The sequence below is a fragment of the Coriobacteriia bacterium genome (genome assembly GCA_018368455.1).
Classification (GTDB): Bacteria; Actinomycetota; Coriobacteriia; order Coriobacteriales; family UMGS124; genus JAGZEG01.
In genome coordinates this window covers 284,528-301,672 of the sequence record JAGZEG010000001.1, presented here as the reverse complement: position 1 = coordinate 301,672, position 17,145 = coordinate 284,528, and the positions used below count along the sequence as shown (strand labels likewise).

Here is a 17,145-nt window from a genome sequence, read left to right as displayed (position 1 = left end):
AGCGGGCGCAACTCAACGCCTCGTTGACCTCACTGTACCCTGGCGACCCCAGGTGACGATTATGAAAGGAAGGGGTGAAGTGGATTCCAGAAGAACGACAGCATGCCGATCCCGGAGGTATGGGACGCCCTGTGTGACGGGCTCGATCTGGATGCAATGCAAAAAAGGAGGCCCACCGAAGTGAACCTCCTGAAAGATCAGCTTTGTTGTAGTGCGCTGTCTAGCCGCGAACGACCTTGCCGGCCTTGAGGCACTTCGCGCACACGTTCATCTTGCGGCGGGTGCCGTCCTTGATGACGTACACGTGCTGAATGTTGGGGATCTGCTTGCGGTTGGTGACGCGATGAGAGTGGCTGATGCTACGAGCGGCCACCGGGTGCTTGCCGCAAACCTCGCAAACGTTCGACATGTTCTGAAACTCCTTCGCACGGGCGATGTGCGGTGCAAAACCGCAATCAGACTAGACAACTGCACGATAGTAGCACAGTCTTACCTTGCTGCGAGGAAGTCTCAGAAGAATTCGCCCAGTCTCTGCACAATCTGCGGCCCCGGGTAAATCTGCGCCTTTCGCAGCAGCACGCAGGCTATCATACCCGAACCGACGGACATAGGGGCCAGAGGTATATACTGGCCGAAATGCGCGATGTTCTACATACTTTTTCTTCCAGGGAGGAGCGCCGCTATGACAGAGCATGTCGCCGGGACCCTGACGGTCTCCGATGACGTCTTCGCCGACCTCGCCGGATATGCCGCCAAGGAGTGCTATGGCGTCGTGGGCATGGCGCCCGTCGATGGGCGCGACGGTCTCTCTCATGCGCTGGGAGGACGGCTCCGCAGGGGCGTGCACGTCGCGCGCGACGAAGAAGGCAGGCTCACGGTCGACCTCTATGTCATCCTGGAGTACGGCGTCAACCTCGCCGCCGTATCCCGCAACCTCGTCGACGCGGTGCAGTTCGTGCTTAAGGGCATCGCCCAGATAGAGGATGCCCGGGTGCACGTGCACGTCAAGGGCATGAAGGTCCGCGAGGCGTAGGAGAACACCCACCATGATTGCTCAGACGATCCGCTTCAGCTTTGGCAAAGCCGCCCAGGCCGTCTCGGACAGAAGCGAGGAGATCAACCGCCTCAACGTCTTCCCCGTGCCCGACGGCGACACGGGAACGAACATGGCGCTCACGCTCGGCACCGTCGTGAAGGAGCTTGATGCCCTGCCTTCGGGCGCCGGCATGGACAAGGTCTGCGCCGCAGTCATCCATGGCTCGCTCATGGGCGCGCGCGGCAACTCCGGCGTCATCACGAGCCAGATCCTGCGCGGCCTGGCCGAAAGCTTTGCCGAGGCTGGCGATGCCATCGAAACGCCGCAGGTCGCTGCCGCGTTTCGTCGCGCTGTCAAGGTCGCGTTCCAGGCGGTGCGCAAGCCAGTCGAAGGCACGATCCTCACCGTGCTGCGCGACGTCTCCAAGGCAGCCGACGGCTGCGAGAAGAAGAAGCTTGCGCTCGCTGACACGCTCGACGCCCTCGTTGCTGAGGCGTTCGACTCCGTGTCGCGCACGCCCGAGCTGCTTCCCGTGCTCAAAGAGAACGGCGTCGTCGACTCAGGGGCGTTCGGCTTCTCCGTGTTCCTTGAGGCGTTCTGCGACGCCGCGCTCGGGCGCCAGGGCTCGTCCTCGCTTGCCGAGAGCGCCATCGCACGCGCCACGGCCAAGGTCGACATCGAGCTGAACGACGATTGGGAGGGCTCGGAATACCGTTACTGCACCGAGTTCCTCTTCAAGGCGGACGCTCCGTTTGACGAGGACATGACGCGCGACTTTTTGGCGACGCAGGGCGACTGCGAGCTGCTTGTCGGCGCCTATCCCGACTATAAGATTCACGTGCACACCGATCATCCCGACCACGTGCTCGGTTACATGCTCGAGCTGGGCCAGATCTTCAAGGTATTCATCCACAACATGGACATGGAGGCGGCCGAGCGCACGGAGAAGATCGCCGAGGACAAGGCTGCCGAGCCGCTCAAGGAGCTCGGCGTCGTGGCCGTGGCTGTCGGCGACGGTGCATGCGACATGTTCATCGCCATGGGGGCCGACGAAGTCGTTGAGGGCGGCCAGACGATGAACCCCTCGACGGCCGACCTGTTGCAGGCCTGTGAGCGCGCGCACGCCAAGCAGGTCATCATCCTGCCGAACAACGGCAATGTCATCATGGCCGCCCAATCTGCGGCGAGCGCAGCCGACTTCCCGGTGGGCGTCGTACCGACAAAGAGCGTGCTGCAGGGCCTCTCTGCCCTTATGGAGGTCGACCGCGACGCGTCGCTCGACGCAAACGTCGAGGCCATGACCGGCGTTCTTTCGGGCATCCACGACGGCGAAGTCACGACTGCCGTGCGCAACTCCTCCGCAGCCGACGGCACGCCCATCCACGCCGGCGACGTGATCGGCCTGGCCGATGGCGCCATCCAGGTTGTGGGCAGCGACGTGCTCGACGTGACGGGACGCCTGATGAAGTGGATGATGGGGCGCTTCGGTGGCGACCTTATGACGGTGCTCACGGGCAAGGACTTGTCCAGTGACGCTTTTGCCAAGCTCAGGGGCGACATCGAGGACATGTTCCCCGACATCGACGCGACGGTAGCCGACGGCGGGCAGCCGCTCTATCCCGTGGTGTTCTCCATCGAGTAGTGCGTATGCCCCCGGCCCTCGACGAGCATACGCCGGCCGAGCACCGGCCCGACACATTCTCCGCGCGCGCCTCGCAGCGGGATGGCGAGGCGCGCGCGCTTCACGTTGACGAGCGGGCCGACCGCCTTGTGCGCACGGGCGCGCTTGACACGCCCGCTTCGAAGCTGCGCCTCATGCGCGAGGAGCGCGCCGCCCTCTATGCGCGCATGGGTGTGCGGACCGTACGCGACGAGTTGTACGCAACGCCTCACCGCTACCTCGATTTCACGCAGGTCTGCAGCGTCGCCGACGCGCGGATCGGTGACGACGTGACCGTCGTCATCATGGTCGATGACATCAAGACGAAGCAGCCGCGCCCGCGCATGAGCCTCGTTGAGATTAGCGGCTACGACGACACGGCACCTATCGTCATCACGTACTTTGGGCAGCCGTGGATGGTAACGCGCTTCAAGCACGGGCAGATCGTCGCGTTTTCGGGCAAGGTCAGCTTCTCGTACGGCTTCAAGAAGATGAATAGCGCCTTCCATGATCTCGTGGCCGACGTGGGCCCGGACGGCGCGGCGGTGCCGCCCGCGCGCATGGCGGGCTCTGCGCGCATGCTTCCCGTGCACCACGTCACGGACGGCCTGTCCCAGGCGTGGGCACGCCGCATCGCCTCGGGCGCGCTTGCCGACTACGGCGATGTCTGCGACTTCTGGCCCGCACGTCAGCGCGTCCGGCGACAACTCATGCCGCTCGCTCGGGCGCTCAGGAGCGCGCACTTTCCCGCCAACGCTGACGAGGCCGAGGAGGCCCGCCGCCGCCTGGCCTATGACGAGGCGACTCTTCTGCAAGTGGCGCTTGTGACTTCGCACAACGCTAAGCTGCCTGGCGTCGAGCCGGTGGCCCACGTCACGGACGGCCCCGCCTACGCTCGCCTGTGCGACGCCATGCCGTTTACGCTGACCGACGACCAACAGGCGGCCGTCGACGACGTGCTGGCCGACATGGCGCGCCCGCGTCCGATGAGCCGGCTGCTGCTGGGAGACGTCGGCACGGGTAAGACGGCCGTGGCGACGCGCGCCTTGGGTGTCGTGGCGGACACGGGCACACAGGCTGCCATCATGGCGCCGACGGGCGTGCTCGCGACGCAGTACGCCCAGAAGGTGGGCCCTCTGCTTGACGCTGCGGGCATCAGTTGGGCGCTCATCACGGGCTCGACGCCGGCCGCCGAGCGCGCCCGGACGACGGAGGCGCTGGCGTCTGGCGAGCTGTGCGTGCTGTTCGGCACGCACGCGCTGCTCTCCGACGACGTGGCGTTTCACCGGCTCTCCCTCGTCGTCATCGACGAGCAGCAGCGCTTTGGCGTGCGCCAGCGCCACGCCCTGCGCGACAAGGGGCGCGGCGCCGACCTGCTCGTCATGAGCGCGACGCCGATCCCACGTACGATGGCGCTGTCGCTCTACGGCGACCTCGACCCGTCGTACCTGCGGCAGCGCCCCGTTAAGGGCGCCGGCATTACGACACACGTCATCTCGAAGCGCGACAGGCGCCTCGCCTACGAAGCTATCCAGCTCGCCCTCGACGAGGGCCGCCAGGCTTACGTCGTCTGCCCTCTCATAGGCACGAAGGCGCCGAAGGGCGAGCAGGGCGAGGTGCCCGACACGGCGGCTGACGAGGTCGCGCAGGGCAACGACCCATCTGACGCGCGCGCAGCGGAGCAGGAGGCCGAGACGCTGCAGCGCACCGTGTTCCGGGAGGCGCGCGTCGGCCTGCTCACGGGCCGCATGGCGCCTGACGAGAAGCAGCGCATCATGGACGAGTTCCGTTCCGGCGTCATCGACGTCCTCGTGTCGACGACCGTCATTGAGGTGGGCGTCGACGTGCCGAACGCGACGGTCATGCTCATAGAGGACGGGGAGCGCTTCGGTCTCGCCCAGCTCCATCAGCTGCGCGGGCGCGTCGGACGCGGCGGGCACCCCGGCGAGGTGTTCGTCGCCGCAAGCGCAGGCTCCGGCGTCTCAAAGGAACGCATGGAAGCGCTCGAACGCACGAGCGACGGCTACGAGCTTGCCCTGTACGACCTCAAGCTGCGCCACGAGGGCGAGATACTCGGCTCGCGCCAGTCAGGCGAGGCGGCGCTACGCTACGTTGATCTCAGCCGCGACGAGGCCCTGCTGCTCGACGCGCGGGCAGACGCGCGGGGCCTGCTCGAGGAAGACCCCCAGCTGGAGCTCGTCGCCCACCGCCCGGTGCGCGACGAGGTGATCGCCCGGTATGGCAACGTATTCAAGGAGGTGAGTGGCGGATGAGAATCGTCGGAGGAAGCTGGCGGGGCCGTGCCATCGCGGCGCCGGACGGACGGGACACCCGCCCAACGATCGATCGTGTGCGCGAGTCTATCGCGTCCATTGTTCTGTCGCGCACGGGGAGCCTGGACGGTGCCTCCGTGCTCGACGCGTTTGGCGGATCGGGCGCCATGGGCCTCGAGATGCTGTCGCGCGGTGCCGCCCACGCGACGATGTACGACATGGACACTAAGGCATTGGCATGCATGCGCGGCAATGTCGAGCACCTGGGCGTTGCCCGCGAGCGCGTGAGCGTCGTGCGCGGCGACGTGACGCAGGCCGCCTCGCGCGGCCGCGTGTACGGCGCGCCCTTCGACGTCGTGCTGCTCGACCCGCCCTATGCCATGTCCGCCGCCGACGTGTCCTCTCTCATGGGCGCGCTCGCCGAGCGCGGCATGCTCAACGACGGGTGTGTCGTCATCTACGAGCGCGACGCCAAGGGGCCTGAGCTCGGTGTGGCGGGCCTGCACGCCGACGGCTCGAAGACGTATGGAACGACGGCGGTCGACGCGCTTGTGTGGGACCCGAGTCGCCCCACAGCCGACGCCAGCGGGGGAGAAGGGGAGGCGTGCGATGAGTGACGTCACGCAGGCGGACTCGGAGGCGCAGGGCTCCCACCCCATACGGCGCTTCGTCGTGCCGGGCACGTACGACCCCATCACGCGCGGCCACCTCGACGTCATCGAGCGTGCGACGCGCCTGTGCGACGAGGTCGTCGTCGCCGTGGCGGCGTCACGCGACAAGCGGGGCGGCCCCGCGTTCTCGCTTGAGAAGCGCGTCGAGCTTGCACGCGTTGCGACGAGCCACCTGCCCACCGTGAGCGTTCAGCCGTTCTCCGGCCTGCTCGTGCAGCTTGCCCACGAGGTGGGCGCCACGGCCGTCGTCAAAGGCCTGCGCGTCATGACCGACTTCGAGTACGAGCTCCAGCAGGCGAGCCTCAACGGCCGCCTCGACCCGAGCATCAGCACGATCTACGTCATGGCCGGCTCTGACTACGCCTACGTGTCATCGTCGGCCGTGCGCGAGATGGCTAAGCTCGGCGGCGACGTCGCGGCGTTCGTGACGCCCAACGTCGAGGCTGCCCTGCGCGAGCTCTATGGGCCCCAGACGTGGTTCTCTCCGGCACGCTGAGGTTGGTTGGCGTGTATTTGCTCTGCTGAGCGGCGGCGTCGTGTCATTTCGTCGCCACTTTGTGCAAGGTTTGCTATCATTCCTCGAATGAGCGCACCCGTTCTTTTGGACGGTGCAAGACGTACGTCACGACGACAGAGCACGACCGTTCGCTGGGCCAGTCACAGGCCCGACGGCCGTTGGAGGGAGCCACATGCCCGGCAGCGATATCGAAGCTTTCATCGAGGAGCTCGAGGACCTGATCAACAACGCGAAGGCGCCACTTGCCGGCGGCGGCTCCAAGAAGATCATCGACGCCGACGCGGCGTACGAGATCCTCGACGACATCAAGGGCGCCCTGCCCGAAGAGTTCCAGAAGGCCCGCCGCATCCTGCGCGAGCGCGACGAGATCCTGGACTCCGCCGAGGAAGAGGCCCAGCACATCGTCAAGGACGCCCAGGACAAGGCCGACACGCTGGCCAGCGACCAGGAGATCGTCCGTCTGGCCAACAACCAGGCCGAGGAGATCAAGCGCCGCGCCGACTCTGAGGCGCGCGAGATCCGCTACTGGGCCGAGAATTCCGCAGAGCAGACGTTCGGCAAGCTCGAGGAGGAGCTCCAGGGCGTCATCGACAAGACGAACAGCCTGCTCAGCCAGATGACGTACTGCCGCGAGCTGCTGTCGGGCCGCGGGTCGAACGACGAGCGCGCCGACGGCGACGAGCCGCACGACGAGGACTAGGGGGCGCCATGGCCGCGACGGCTTTTGAGCCCATCGAGATATCCATCCTCGCCGGTCTCGAGTCCCCGGGCGACACGATCTCCCGTGCCGGTCATATCGACATGGCGGAGTTCGACCTCGGCGGCCATGCCTTCGAGCTTGCTTCGGGACTCGACTACGATGTTGCGCTCACGAACACGGGCGAGGGGGTGCTCGTGACGGGTATCGTGCGCGGCGAGGCAACGACGCCGTGCGACCGCTGCCTCGAGCCGGCCACCGTCGACATCGCAGGCGAGATATCGTGCTACTACCTGCACACGGAACCTGAGGTTGACGACGAGGACGATGAGGAGTATGGCCTCATCTCTCCCGAGGGAACCATCGACATCGCCCCGGCGATCCAGGGTGCCGTCGTGATGGACCTCCCGTTCATCGTGCTGTGCCGCGAAGACTGCAAGGGTCTGTGCCCTACGTGCGGTTGCAACCTCAACGAAGAGACGTGCGACTGCGCAAAGCGCGCCGAGAACGAGGTCGATCCCATGAACCCGTTTGCGGCACTCGCGTCGCTGACGTTGCAGGACAGCGATCCCGAGGCGTGATTCTTGTGCGGACGAGCTGTGAAAATGTCTGTTCGCTTGCCTAAAACACAAGCCCCGACGCCTTTGTCCAACCGTTGATGTGGTAGAGTACCAACCTGCGCACATACAAGATGGCCGTGATGTTCCGGCCGAGGTTCACAAGAGAGGTCCACGATGGCAGTTCCCAAGCGTAAAACCGGTCGTATGAAGACGCGTTCCCGTTACGCCTCCCACATGCGTAATGTCAAGACGTGCGAGACGTCCGTGTGCCCCCAGTGCGGCGCTCCGAAGCGTCCTCACTGCGTTTGCCCCAACTGCGGCACCTATAAGGGCCGCGAGGTCATCGCTGTCGACTAAGCGACGCGATAGTTGCACACTTTCGAAGGCCGGCTTCCGCACCTGCGGCGCCGGCCTTCGTTGTATCAGGCGAAGTCACACGGGTCGGCAACGGCTTGAGAGAGCTTCGGTGGCGAGGGAGGCACGATGGTCGTGCAGCAGGGTACAACAGAGCCGGTGAGTGTTGTTGTTGACGTCATGGGAGGCGACGAGCCGCCCCAGGTCGTCCTCGAGGGCATAGAGCGTGCCCTCGCCGCAGACGCCGGCCTCACGGTCATCGCATGTGGTCCCGCTGAGCTCGTCGAGCCGTTTGCCGCGTCGCACGAGCGCTGTGAGGCGCACGCGTGCACGCAGGTTATCGGCATGGAGGAGCATCCCGTCGAGGCCATACGATCCAAGCGCGACTCCTCCATCGTCGTCGGCTGCCGCCTCGTGCGCGAGGGACGCGCCCAGGGCTTCTTCTCCGCGGGCTCGACCGGTGCGTGCATGAGCGCAGCGACGCTCGTCGTCGGGCGCATCAAGGGCATCGACCGCCCCGCCCTCACGACGGCTCTGCCCGGTACGACGCCGACTGTCTTCCTCGACATGGGCGCCAACGCCGACTGCAAGCCAAATAACATCGTACAGTTTGCCCACATGGGCTGTGCCTACGCCAAAGTTGTCCTCGGCGTTGACGAGCCGCGCGTCGGCCTGCTCAACATCGGCTCGGAGGACACGAAGGGCTCCATGGAGGCGCAGGCGCGCTTCGCCGCGCTCAAGGAGCAGGTCCCCGCCTTTGTGGGCAACGCCGAGGGCACCGACCTCATGGGTGACGCGTTTGACGTCATCGTGACGGACGGCTTTACGGGCAATATCGCGCTCAAGACGATGGAAGGAACCACGAAGTTCGTCCTGAAGAAGATCAAGCAGGTGGCGACATCTTCGCTGTCGGCGAAGATCGGGGGAGCGCTGCTGCACCCGGCCCTGTCCGGCCTCAAGGCCGAGCTGTCCGGCGACGAGTATGGCGGCGCCGTGCTGCTCGGCGTCAAGGGCGTCGTCGTCATCGGGCACGGTGCCACGTCGCCCGATGCCGTCATGAACGGCACACTCGTTGCGACAAACGCCGCGCGCGGTCATCTCGTGGAGCGCATCGGCGAGCTGTGCGCCTAGCCCTACAAGGGCCGCGGCGCGCTTCGGCCGGTCGCGCCCCGTTCCCCTGCGCCTGTCTCACGTGACGGGCGGGCGGGACCGGGGCGCGAGCGACCGTCGATTGGCACGTACACCATCGACGAAGGGAGGGCCTCGTGCCCACCGTACTGTGGAAGATCCATCGCATCGAGGAGATCCTCGGCCACCAGTTCAAGGACCCGTCGCTCATCCGCTCTGCAATCACGCACCCGAGCGCCACGGAGGGCCAGCACGTCTCGGCCTGCTACGAGCGCCTTGAGTTCCTGGGGGACTCCGTCGTGGGCATGGTCGTTGCCGAGGAGCTGTTCGAGCAGTTCCCCGACCTCGACGAGGGCGGCCTGACGCGCCTCAAGGTCTCGCTCATTTCGGGCGAGTCGCTCTCGGCGGCCGCCAAGGAGCGCGGCATCGACGAGGTTATCGTCTTTGGCTTGTCGGAGCGCGGCACGGGCGCACGCGGCCTGCACTCCGCGCTCGAGAACGTCTACGAGGCCGTGACGGGCGCGCTCTACCTCGATGCTGGCATGGAGGAGGCGCGCCGCTGGATCATCGACACGCTGCAGCCGCACCTCGCGCCGTGGCGCTCCGTCATGCCGGAGAACCCCAAGTCGCTGCTGCAGGAGAAGACACAGGCTGACGTCCACGAGACGCCGCACTACGTGCTCGTGAGCGAGGAGGGCCCCGCACACGAGCCCACATTCGTGTCGCGCTGCGTCGTGGGCGACCGCGTCGTGGGCGAAGGCACGGGCTCGTCGAAGAAGGAGGCGGAGAGCGCGGCGGCCGCCAAGGCCCTCGTCGCCATGGGCTACATCGACGCGCCGGCGTCAGACGTCGCGTTCGACTCCGCGCAGCCCTGGCCGCTGCACCCTATCGAGATGAGGCAGGACTAGCTTGTACCTCAAGTCTCTCACCCTCAAGGGCTTCAAGTCGTTTGCCGACCGCACGCGCATGGTGTTCGACCCCGGCCTCACAGTCGTCGTCGGGCCCAACGGGTCGGGCAAGTCAAACATCTCGGACTCCATCCTGTGGGTCCTGGGCGAGCAGAGCGCCAAGCACTTGCGCGGCCAGGCGATGGAGGACGTCGTGTTCGCCGGTTCGTCGGCACGCAAGCCCGTCGGCGTCGCAGAGGTCGACCTCGTGCTCGACAACACGGACCACACGCTTCCGGTCGACTTCGACGAGGTGGCCATCACGCGCCGCATGTATCGCTCGGGCGAGAGCGAGTACCTCATCAACGGCGCGCCGTCGCGCCTGCTCGACATCCAGGACATCCTGCACGACTCTGGCATGGGCAAGGAGACGCACTCCATCATCAGCCAGGGCAAGCTCGACGCCATACTCATGAGCCGGCCCGAGGAGCGTCGCGGCCTCATCGAGGAGGCGGCCGGCATCTCGAAGCACAAGAGGCGCAAAGAGCGCTCCGTGCGAAAGCTCCAGGCCATGGACGAGCACCTGCAGCGCGCCCTCGACCACCAGCGCGAGGTGAAGCGCCAGCTGCGCCCGCTTGAGCGGCAGGTTGAGCGCGCGCAGCGCCACAACGAGCTCGCGGCGCGCGAGAGCGAGCTGTCCGTGTCGCTCGCCGTTGACGACCTGCGGCGCCTGCAGGCACAGTGGGCCCAGGCCGAGACGGCGGAGCGCGAGGCAAACGCCCAGCTTGAGCTCGCCGACTACCAGCTCAAGGAGAGGCAGCGCGAGCTGGAGAAGCTGCAGACGATGCTCGAGGAGAAAGGCCTGTTCGTCGGCGACCTCTCCGAGCAGCGCCGACGCTGTCAGACGGCCTGCGACCGCATCGATGCCGGCCTGCGCCTGCTCGACGAGAAGGGCCGCAACATGGCAGCCCGCCTGTCCGAGGCGTGCGAGACAACGCGCCGCAGCGAGGGACGCCGTCGCGACTGCGCGCGCGAGCTCGAGGAGGCGCGAGCCGAGCGTTCGCAGACGCATGGCGAGCTCGAAGCGCTCATGGAGCGACAGACGAAGGCCCAGCTGCGCACGCGCGAGGTTCGCGGGGAGCGCCGCAAGGTCGAAGACGAGCTCGGCGAGGCGAACGGCCGCCTGCGGACGTGCACGCGCGGGCGCGACACGGCGACGGTCGAGCTCGCGAAGGCAAAAGACGTGCTCGAGAACGCCAAGGTGGCTGACGACATGTTTGCGTCGCGCCTCGAGCAGATCCAAGAGGTCATCAATCGTGCGGAGCGCGACGCCGAGGCGGCGCTCGCGTCCTGCGAGGAGGCCGATGCCCAGCTCGGGCAGGCGCGCGAGGCGCAGCGCGAGGCGAATGAGCGTGCGCAGCAGGCCCGCGAGGCGCAGGCCCAAGGGTCGACGCGCGTGCGCGAGGCCCGCGAGGCGCTAGGCGTCGCTCAGCGAGACGAGCGCGAGGCCCGCTCTTCCCTTGCGGCGCTCCAGGCCGAGATCGCCGGCCTCGAGCGCGCGGCGGCGGGCGAGGAGAACCGCGAGCCTCTCGCTGCCCGCCTCGCCTCCGACGGGCGCGTGCGCGCTGCGATGAAGGCACGCGTGTCTGAGGCGCTCGTCGTGCCAGCCGAGTTGTCCGAGCTCGTGGAGACGCTCGTGTCCGAGCGCATGGGCGGCTTTGTCGTGCCCGACGCTGACACGCTTGCACTCGTGGCCCACTGCGCGCGCGACGCCGCGGGTGCAGCAGGGCGCGTGAGCGTCGTGCGCGGAGGGGCCGCTCGCGGCGAGGCGGACGACGCGAGCCTGCCGGGATATCGTCTAGTCGACCGCATCTCCGACGCGCCGGGGCTGGAGGGCGTCGCTTCGGCACTGCTCGGTGACGTGCGCGTTGTGGACGACCTTGACGCAGCGCTTGCGGCGAGCGCTGTCGACGCAGCACATGTTTACGCGACGCCTGCGGGCGACACGGTGGTCGGTGGGATGCTTGCGACGGTGGGGCGCGCTCCCGGTGCGGGTCACGGTCTGCTGGCGAGCCGCGCGCGCCTGCGCGAGCTGCGCGACCAGCTCGACGCGCGCCAGAGCGCCGCCGACGAGGCGACGCGCGCCCTCTCCGACGCTGATGCGGCTCTCGACGAGGCGCGCCGCGCCCAGGACGCACTCGCTGCCGAAGTGGCGCGCTTGTCGGGCGAGGCCTCGCAGGCTGCGTCCGAAGTCGCGCGCATCACGGCTGAGGGTCAGCGCCGCCGCACGGCCCATGACCGGCTCGTCGCCGAGGCCCAGCGCAATCGGGCCGAGCGCGAGCGCGTGATGACACAGCGCGCACAGGCGGCGGAGCGTGCCGAGACGGCACGCGGCCAGGTTGAGGTGCGCACGAAGGAGCTAGCTCAGGCGGAAGACGACATCGCGTCCGTCTCGGAGCAGATCGCACGCCTGCAGGAGCGCGCCGACGACGTGCGCCGCGAGGACCGCGCTGCTCATGAGGAAGAGAACACCTGCCAGGTCAACCTCGCCCGGGCGCGCGAGCGCGACCGCTACCTCGAGAGCCGCGTCGGAGCGCTCGATTCGGAGCTCTCCGACGTCACACGTTCCCTCGACGCGGCCCGCGAGCAGTCGCGCGTCCTTGGGGCCCTTCGGCGCCGCGTCGCTCCGCTGCGCGAGCGATACGCCGCCCTGCAGCAGGTCGCCAACGCCTGGGCCGAGCGCCTGCGCGACCGCGCGAGCCTCGCCGAGGCGGACTCCGCTTCGCTCAAGAAGACGATCGAGGACGCGCGTCAGGCCGTCGCGCAGGCCCAGCGCGCCCACACGCAGGCCATCACGGCAACCGGCGACGTCAAGGCCGCAAAGAGCCGCCTTGACGTGCAGGTCAACGCCGCAGTCAACGCCATCACGTCGCACAAGGGCGTCGTGCTCGAAGACGCATTGCAGCTTCCCGAGCCGGACGACCGCGCGGCGGACGAGGCAGAGCTCGCGCGCTTGCGCAAGGCCATCGCCGACATTGGCCCGGTCAACCAGGTGGCGTTCGAGGAGTACGCGCGGCTCAAGGAGCACGCCGACTACGTCGACAGCCAGGTCGAAGACCTGCAGCACGCCCGCGGGGCGCTCACGAAGATCCTCGCCGCAATCGACCGTAAGATGAAGAACGGCTTCGTCTCAACGTTCGAAGCCGTCGACAAGAACTTCCAGGAGATTTTCGGCCTGCTGTTCCCCGGCGGCGCCGGACACCTCGAGATGACGGACCCCGACAATCCGGCCGAGACGGGCATCGAGGTCATCGCCCAGCCGCGCGGCAAGCGCGTCGGCAAGATGTCGCTGCTGTCGGGCGGTGAGCGCTCGCTGACGGCGCTCGGCCTGCTGTTTGCGGTCTACACGACGCGCACGGTGCCGTTCTACGTGCTTGACGAGGTCGAGGCGGCACTCGACGACTCGAACCTCGACCGTCTGCTCGACGCCATCGAGCGTCTGCGCCACCGCACCCAGCTCATCGTCATCTCGCACCAACGGCGCACGATGGAGCGTGCTGACGTCCTGTATGGCGTCTCCATGCAGGCCGATGGCGTGAGCCGCGTCATCTCGCAGCGCATCGGCGAGGCGACAAGCGCTGCTGCGGCTGCAAAACGCGGGTAAAAGGCTCTTCGGGCACAGGAGCGCCCCGAGGGGCGTTCGTCGTGTGGTAGGGTAGAAACGCTGTGCATGTCTGAGAGGAAAGGCACGACGTATGGGATGGTTCCAACGGCTCTCCGAGGGCCTGAGCAAGACGCGCAAGAAGATCACCGGCGAGCTCAACGTCCTGTTCGAGCTGGGTCCGAAGGTAGGCGACGAGTTCTGGGACGACCTTGAGGCCACGCTTATCATGAGCGACATCGGGGCGGGAGCCGCCGAGCAGGTGACGAGTCAGCTGCGCGAGATTTCACAGCGCGAGGAGCTCACCGGCGTGCGCGAGGTCAACAAGGCTCTCGTCAACTTGCTGGCCGAGGCGTTTACGCCCTGCGAGAGCGATCCGTTCGACGACACGCCGAGCTGCGTGCTGTTCGTCGGCGTCAACGGAGCGGGCAAGACGACGACCGTCGGCAAGATTGCCTCCGAGGCAAAGGACCGCGGCCTGCACCCCATCATCGGCAGCGCAGACACGTTCCGCGCGGCTGCCATAGAGCAGCTTGACGTGTGGGGCGAACGCGCGGGTGTGCAGGTCGTCAAGCGCGAGCGCGGAGCTGACCCCGCCAGCGTGTGCTACGACACACTCGACGCCGCCGAGCGGCAGGGGAGCAACCTCGTGCTCATCGACACGGCCGGTCGCCTGCAGACGTCGACGGACTTGATGCGCGAGCTGCAAAAAGTCGTGCAGGTCACGCGCAAGCGCGCGCAGATGCCTGTGCACGTCGTGCTCGTCATCGATTCGACGACTGGTCAGAACGGCCTCTCGCAGGCAGGCGAGTTCAACAAGGCGCTCGGCATCGACGGCGTCATCATGACGAAGCTCGACGGCACGGCAAAGGGTGGCATCGCGCTGGCCGTCTCGCACGACCTGCACCTGCCCATCCTGCGCGTAGGCGTCGGCGAGACGATCGAGGACCTGCGACCCTTCGACGCGCATGAGTTCGCCCAGGCCCTCATCACCGGTCAGGAGGACTAGCCCATGGCCATGTTCGAGAACCTCTCCAACCGCTTGCAGGACACGTTCGACAATCTGCGCGGCAAGGGGCGCCTCACGGAGGCCGACATCGACGTTGCCATGCGCGAAGTACGCATGGCCCTGCTCGAAGCCGACGTTAACTTCAAGGTCGTCAAAGAGTTCGTCTCGAAGACGAAAGAGCGCTGCCTGACGTCTGAGGTGCTCGACTCGCTGACGCCGGCGCAGAACGTCGTGCGCGTCGTGCTCGACGAGCTCATTGAGCTGCTCGGCACAACGGAGAGCCGCCTCGTGCTTTCGAGCCGCATTCCGAACGTCATCATGCTCGTCGGCCTCCAGGGCTCAGGCAAGACGACGGCGGCCGCCAAGCTCGCCTATCTGCTCAAGGGACAGGGGCACGCGCCCCTGCTCGCCGCGTGCGACGTCTACCGCCCCGCCGCCGCCGACCAGCTCGAGACACTCGGCGGAGAGCTGGGTGTCAAGGTGTTCCGCGGCGACGGCCAGCACCCTGTGCAGATTGCCAAGGACGCTATCCGCGCGGCTGTTGACGACATGAAGGACGTCGTCATCGTCGACACGGCGGGTCGCCTGCAGATCGACGAGGCCATGATGCAGGAGGCCGAGGACATCAAGGCCGCCGTGAAGCCCGATCAGATCCTCATGGTCGTTGACTCCATGACGGGCCAGGACATCGTGAACGTCGTGCAGGCGTTTGCCGAGCGCGTCGACTTCGACGGCGTCATCATGACGAAGCTCGACGGCGACGCGCGCGGCGGCGGCGCCCTGTCCGTGCGCAGCGTCACGGGCAAGCCCATCAAGTTCATCTCCACCGGCGAGAAGCCCGACGCGTTCCAGGTGTTCCACCCCGACCGCATGGCCCGTCGCATCCTGGGCATGGGCGACATGGTGTCCATCATCGAGAAGGCCCAGGAGCAGGCAGACGAGGAGCAAGCCCAGGCTGCGGAGCGCATGCTGAACCAGGGCCTGACGTTCGATGACTTTCTCGTGCAGCTCAAGTCCATCGAGAAGATGGGTGGCTTCGCGTCTATCCTGTCGGCGCTGCCCGGCGGCGACCGCATCATGCAGAAGATGGGCACGGGTGGTCTGGACGAGTCACTCACGAAGAAGACCGAGGCCATCATTCACTCCATGACGAAAGAGGAGCGCGCGAAGCCCAAGGTCATCAACGGGTCGCGTCGCGCCCGCATCGCTCGGGGTGCCGGCGTCGAGGTCTACGACGTCAACACGCTGATCAAGCAGTTCGATCAGATGAACAAGATGATGGGCAAGATGCGTACGATGGCGCAGCAGCAAGGCGGCAAAGGCAAGAAGAGTCGCAAACGTGGCTTCGGCGGCATGCCGGGCCTCGGCTCGCTCGGCGGACTGGGGAACATGGCCGAGATGCAAAAGCTGATGAAAGACATGATGTCCAAGTCGCAGTAGGCCGAAGCTTGGGGGCGTGTGTTGGAGCCCCTGGTTGTCTCACGTTGGGGGCTTCGACACATTACTCTGTGCTCAAACAGCTTCGCCGCAAAGGGCGCGGCTGCAGAACTGCGCCAGAGCAATGTGTCGAAGCCCCTTCGCATGCGCGTTCGGGGCTCCAGTGGGGGACGCTTGCTAGAGCTTCGGCTGCGCCCTTGGCATCATGTCGGAAGCGTGACTTAAAAACACTAAGAGCAAACTTTTTTCTTCTTCTCTTTTCCGCTCGAACGGCGCGCCTGCCGGGGTTTGGGCTCGTGCTCTGGCGCAGTTCTGCAGGGCTCGGCACATAGTGCCGAGCGGGCCGAAGCTGTTTGAGCACAGAGCACCAGCCCAAACCCCCAGCACAGTAACCTTGCTACGACAGCACCCGCGACCCGTACCGCCCCGCCACGAACTCCTCCACGTCGATCTCGCCGTACCCCCGTATCGCGTGATCGGCCAGCGCCGTGAGCTCCTCGTAGGTGCCGGAGTCGTCCTTGTCGTAGATGCCCATCGTGCGGAAGCGCGTCGGACTCAGCGTACGCAGGGCGTAGGCGGCGTCCTCGAAGACCCACGTCGCCTCGATGGGGCTCCCGAGGAGCGTGCGAGCATGTTCGTAAACAACCGGTTCACGCTTTGAGACCCCCACGTCGTCGGTTGAGACGACGGCGAGCAGCAGCGTGTCGATGCCCGTGTGCTTCACGCCGGCGTCGAGCATGGAGTGCGGGCTCGACGACGCGATGGCGCACGGGATGCCTCGCTTGCTCAACTCCCTGAGAAATTCCAGCGCGCCGGGACGCAGTACGCTGCGCTCGGCGTAGTAGCCCACGGCGTAGGCCTCGATCATGTCCTTGACGTCCTGTTCGTTCACACCTAGGCCGAGCTCGTGATGGTAGTAGCGTGCCGTCTCGTCCAGGGTGAAGGAGCGCAGCATGTCGTGCTCGGCATCGGAGAGCTCGTGGCCGCAGCGGACGGCAAACTCGTCCTCCATCGTGAGCCACAGGTCCATCGTGTCCATGAGCGTGCCGTCGCAGTCGAATATGACGCCCTGGACGGGTGTTGCGGAGACGCTGTTCATCGGCATGCCTCTCTGTTGGCGACGGGCCGGGTTGTCTGAGCATAAGGCTACACGTTTTGTGTGCAGGGTCGCACATGCGCGTCACCAAGCGCAGAATACCCTCCCAATCGGGGTACAAGGGCGCAGGATTGACGTAAACAATACGCTGCTCCTCGG

General features: G+C 66.5%; 15 protein-coding genes. 13 read left to right on the top strand and 2 right to left on the bottom strand.

Features of this window, described 5'->3' with window-relative positions; genetic code table 11:
* Positions 1 to 220: 220 nt before the first annotated feature.
* Positions 221 to 409, bottom strand: coding sequence for a 50S ribosomal protein L28 (gene rpmB / locus KHZ24_01295; protein MBS5449839.1), 189 nt, complete (start codon positions 407 to 409; stop codon positions 221 to 223).
* Positions 410 to 682: 273 nt separating this feature from the next.
* Here rpmB and KHZ24_01290 point away from each other — a divergent pair, with 273 nt between their 5' ends.
* The 13 genes from KHZ24_01290 to ffh all read left to right on the top strand — a co-directional run bounded on the left by KHZ24_01290 (position 683) and on the right by ffh (position 15,893).
* Positions 683 to 1,033 carry an Asp23/Gls24 family envelope stress response protein gene (locus KHZ24_01290; GenBank protein ID MBS5449838.1) on the top strand — a complete coding sequence of 117 codons (351 nt, stop codon included), beginning with the start codon at positions 683 to 685 and terminating at the stop codon, positions 1,031 to 1,033.
* Between the two features lie 13 nt (positions 1,034 to 1,046).
* Complete coding sequence (locus KHZ24_01285; GenBank protein MBS5449837.1) at positions 1,047 to 2,678, top strand: DAK2 domain-containing protein; 1,632 nt, start codon at positions 1,047 to 1,049, stop codon at positions 2,676 to 2,678.
* Positions 2,679 to 2,683: 5 nt separating this feature from the next.
* Positions 2,684 to 4,969 carry an ATP-dependent DNA helicase RecG gene (locus KHZ24_01280; GenBank protein MBS5449836.1) on the top strand — a complete coding sequence of 762 codons (2,286 nt, stop codon included), beginning with the start codon at positions 2,684 to 2,686 and terminating at the stop codon, positions 4,967 to 4,969.
* Positions 4,966 to 5,586 (top strand): 16S rRNA (guanine(966)-N(2))-methyltransferase RsmD, encoded by a 621-nt coding sequence (gene rsmD, locus KHZ24_01275; protein MBS5449835.1) that lies wholly within the window; start codon positions 4,966 to 4,968, stop codon positions 5,584 to 5,586. Before KHZ24_01280 ends, rsmD begins: the two co-directional genes overlap by 4 nt.
* Positions 5,579 to 6,136 carry a pantetheine-phosphate adenylyltransferase gene (gene coaD, locus KHZ24_01270; GenBank protein MBS5449834.1) on the top strand — a complete coding sequence of 186 codons (558 nt, stop codon included), beginning with the start codon at positions 5,579 to 5,581 and terminating at the stop codon, positions 6,134 to 6,136. Before rsmD ends, coaD begins: the two co-directional genes overlap by 8 nt.
* 193 nt (positions 6,137 to 6,329) lie before the next feature.
* Complete coding sequence (locus KHZ24_01265) at positions 6,330 to 6,857, top strand: ATPase (GenBank protein MBS5449833.1); 528 nt, start codon at positions 6,330 to 6,332, stop codon at positions 6,855 to 6,857.
* Between the two features lie 8 nt (positions 6,858 to 6,865).
* Positions 6,866 to 7,435 carry a DUF177 domain-containing protein gene (locus KHZ24_01260; protein ID MBS5449832.1) on the top strand — a complete coding sequence of 190 codons (570 nt, stop codon included), beginning with the start codon at positions 6,866 to 6,868 and terminating at the stop codon, positions 7,433 to 7,435.
* Between the two features lie 153 nt (positions 7,436 to 7,588).
* A complete protein-coding gene (rpmF, locus tag KHZ24_01255; GenBank protein MBS5449831.1) occupies positions 7,589 to 7,771 on the top strand; it encodes a 50S ribosomal protein L32 in 183 nt (60 codons plus the stop codon).
* A gap of 126 nt (positions 7,772 to 7,897) precedes the next feature.
* Positions 7,898 to 8,899: a phosphate acyltransferase PlsX gene (gene plsX / locus KHZ24_01250; GenBank protein MBS5449830.1), complete on the top strand. Its 1,002-nt coding sequence runs from the start codon at positions 7,898 to 7,900 to the stop codon at positions 8,897 to 8,899.
* Between the two features lie 146 nt (positions 8,900 to 9,045).
* Positions 9,046 to 9,804: a ribonuclease III gene (gene rnc / locus KHZ24_01245; protein MBS5449829.1), complete on the top strand. Its 759-nt coding sequence runs from the start codon at positions 9,046 to 9,048 to the stop codon at positions 9,802 to 9,804.
* 1 nt (position 9,805) lies between these two features.
* A complete protein-coding gene (gene smc, locus KHZ24_01240) occupies positions 9,806 to 13,447 on the top strand; it encodes a chromosome segregation protein SMC (protein ID MBS5449828.1) in 3,642 nt (1,213 codons plus the stop codon).
* A 91-nt stretch (positions 13,448 to 13,538) separates the two neighbouring features.
* Positions 13,539 to 14,453: a signal recognition particle-docking protein FtsY gene (gene ftsY / locus KHZ24_01235; protein MBS5449827.1), complete on the top strand. Its 915-nt coding sequence runs from the start codon at positions 13,539 to 13,541 to the stop codon at positions 14,451 to 14,453.
* Positions 14,454 to 14,462: 9 nt separating this feature from the next.
* Positions 14,463 to 15,893, top strand: coding sequence for a signal recognition particle protein (ffh, locus tag KHZ24_01230; protein MBS5449826.1), 1,431 nt, complete (start codon positions 14,463 to 14,465; stop codon positions 15,891 to 15,893).
* Between the two features lie 394 nt (positions 15,894 to 16,287).
* Here ffh and KHZ24_01225 read toward each other — a convergent pair whose 3' ends face one another.
* Entirely contained in the window at positions 16,288 to 16,989 is a 702-nt protein-coding gene (locus KHZ24_01225; protein MBS5449825.1) for an HAD family phosphatase, read from the bottom strand.
* Positions 16,990 to 17,145 lie beyond the last annotated feature (156 nt).

Coding starts and splice junctions, on each gene's coding strand:
- KHZ24_01290 (MBS5449838.1), top strand. CDS start 683: ATGACAGAGCATGTCGCCGGGACCCTGACGGTCTCCGATGACGTCTTC.
- plsX (MBS5449830.1), top strand. CDS start 7,898: ATGGTCGTGCAGCAGGGTACAACAGAGCCGGTGAGTGTTGTTGTTGAC.
- KHZ24_01260 (MBS5449832.1), top strand. CDS start 6,866: ATGGCCGCGACGGCTTTTGAGCCCATCGAGATATCCATCCTCGCCGGT.
- KHZ24_01265 (MBS5449833.1), top strand. CDS start 6,330: ATGCCCGGCAGCGATATCGAAGCTTTCATCGAGGAGCTCGAGGACCTG.
- rsmD (MBS5449835.1), top strand. CDS start 4,966: ATGAGAATCGTCGGAGGAAGCTGGCGGGGCCGTGCCATCGCGGCGCCG.
- ftsY (MBS5449827.1), top strand. CDS start 13,539: ATGGGATGGTTCCAACGGCTCTCCGAGGGCCTGAGCAAGACGCGCAAG.
- KHZ24_01280 (MBS5449836.1), top strand. CDS start 2,684: ATGCCCCCGGCCCTCGACGAGCATACGCCGGCCGAGCACCGGCCCGAC.
- KHZ24_01225 (MBS5449825.1), bottom strand. CDS start 16,989: ATGAACAGCGTCTCCGCAACACCCGTCCAGGGCGTCATATTCGACTGC.
- rpmF (MBS5449831.1), top strand. CDS start 7,589: ATGGCAGTTCCCAAGCGTAAAACCGGTCGTATGAAGACGCGTTCCCGT.
- rpmB (MBS5449839.1), bottom strand. CDS start 409: ATGTCGAACGTTTGCGAGGTTTGCGGCAAGCACCCGGTGGCCGCTCGT.
- coaD (MBS5449834.1), top strand. CDS start 5,579: ATGAGTGACGTCACGCAGGCGGACTCGGAGGCGCAGGGCTCCCACCCC.
- KHZ24_01285 (MBS5449837.1), top strand. CDS start 1,047: ATGATTGCTCAGACGATCCGCTTCAGCTTTGGCAAAGCCGCCCAGGCC.
- ffh (MBS5449826.1), top strand. CDS start 14,463: ATGTTCGAGAACCTCTCCAACCGCTTGCAGGACACGTTCGACAATCTG.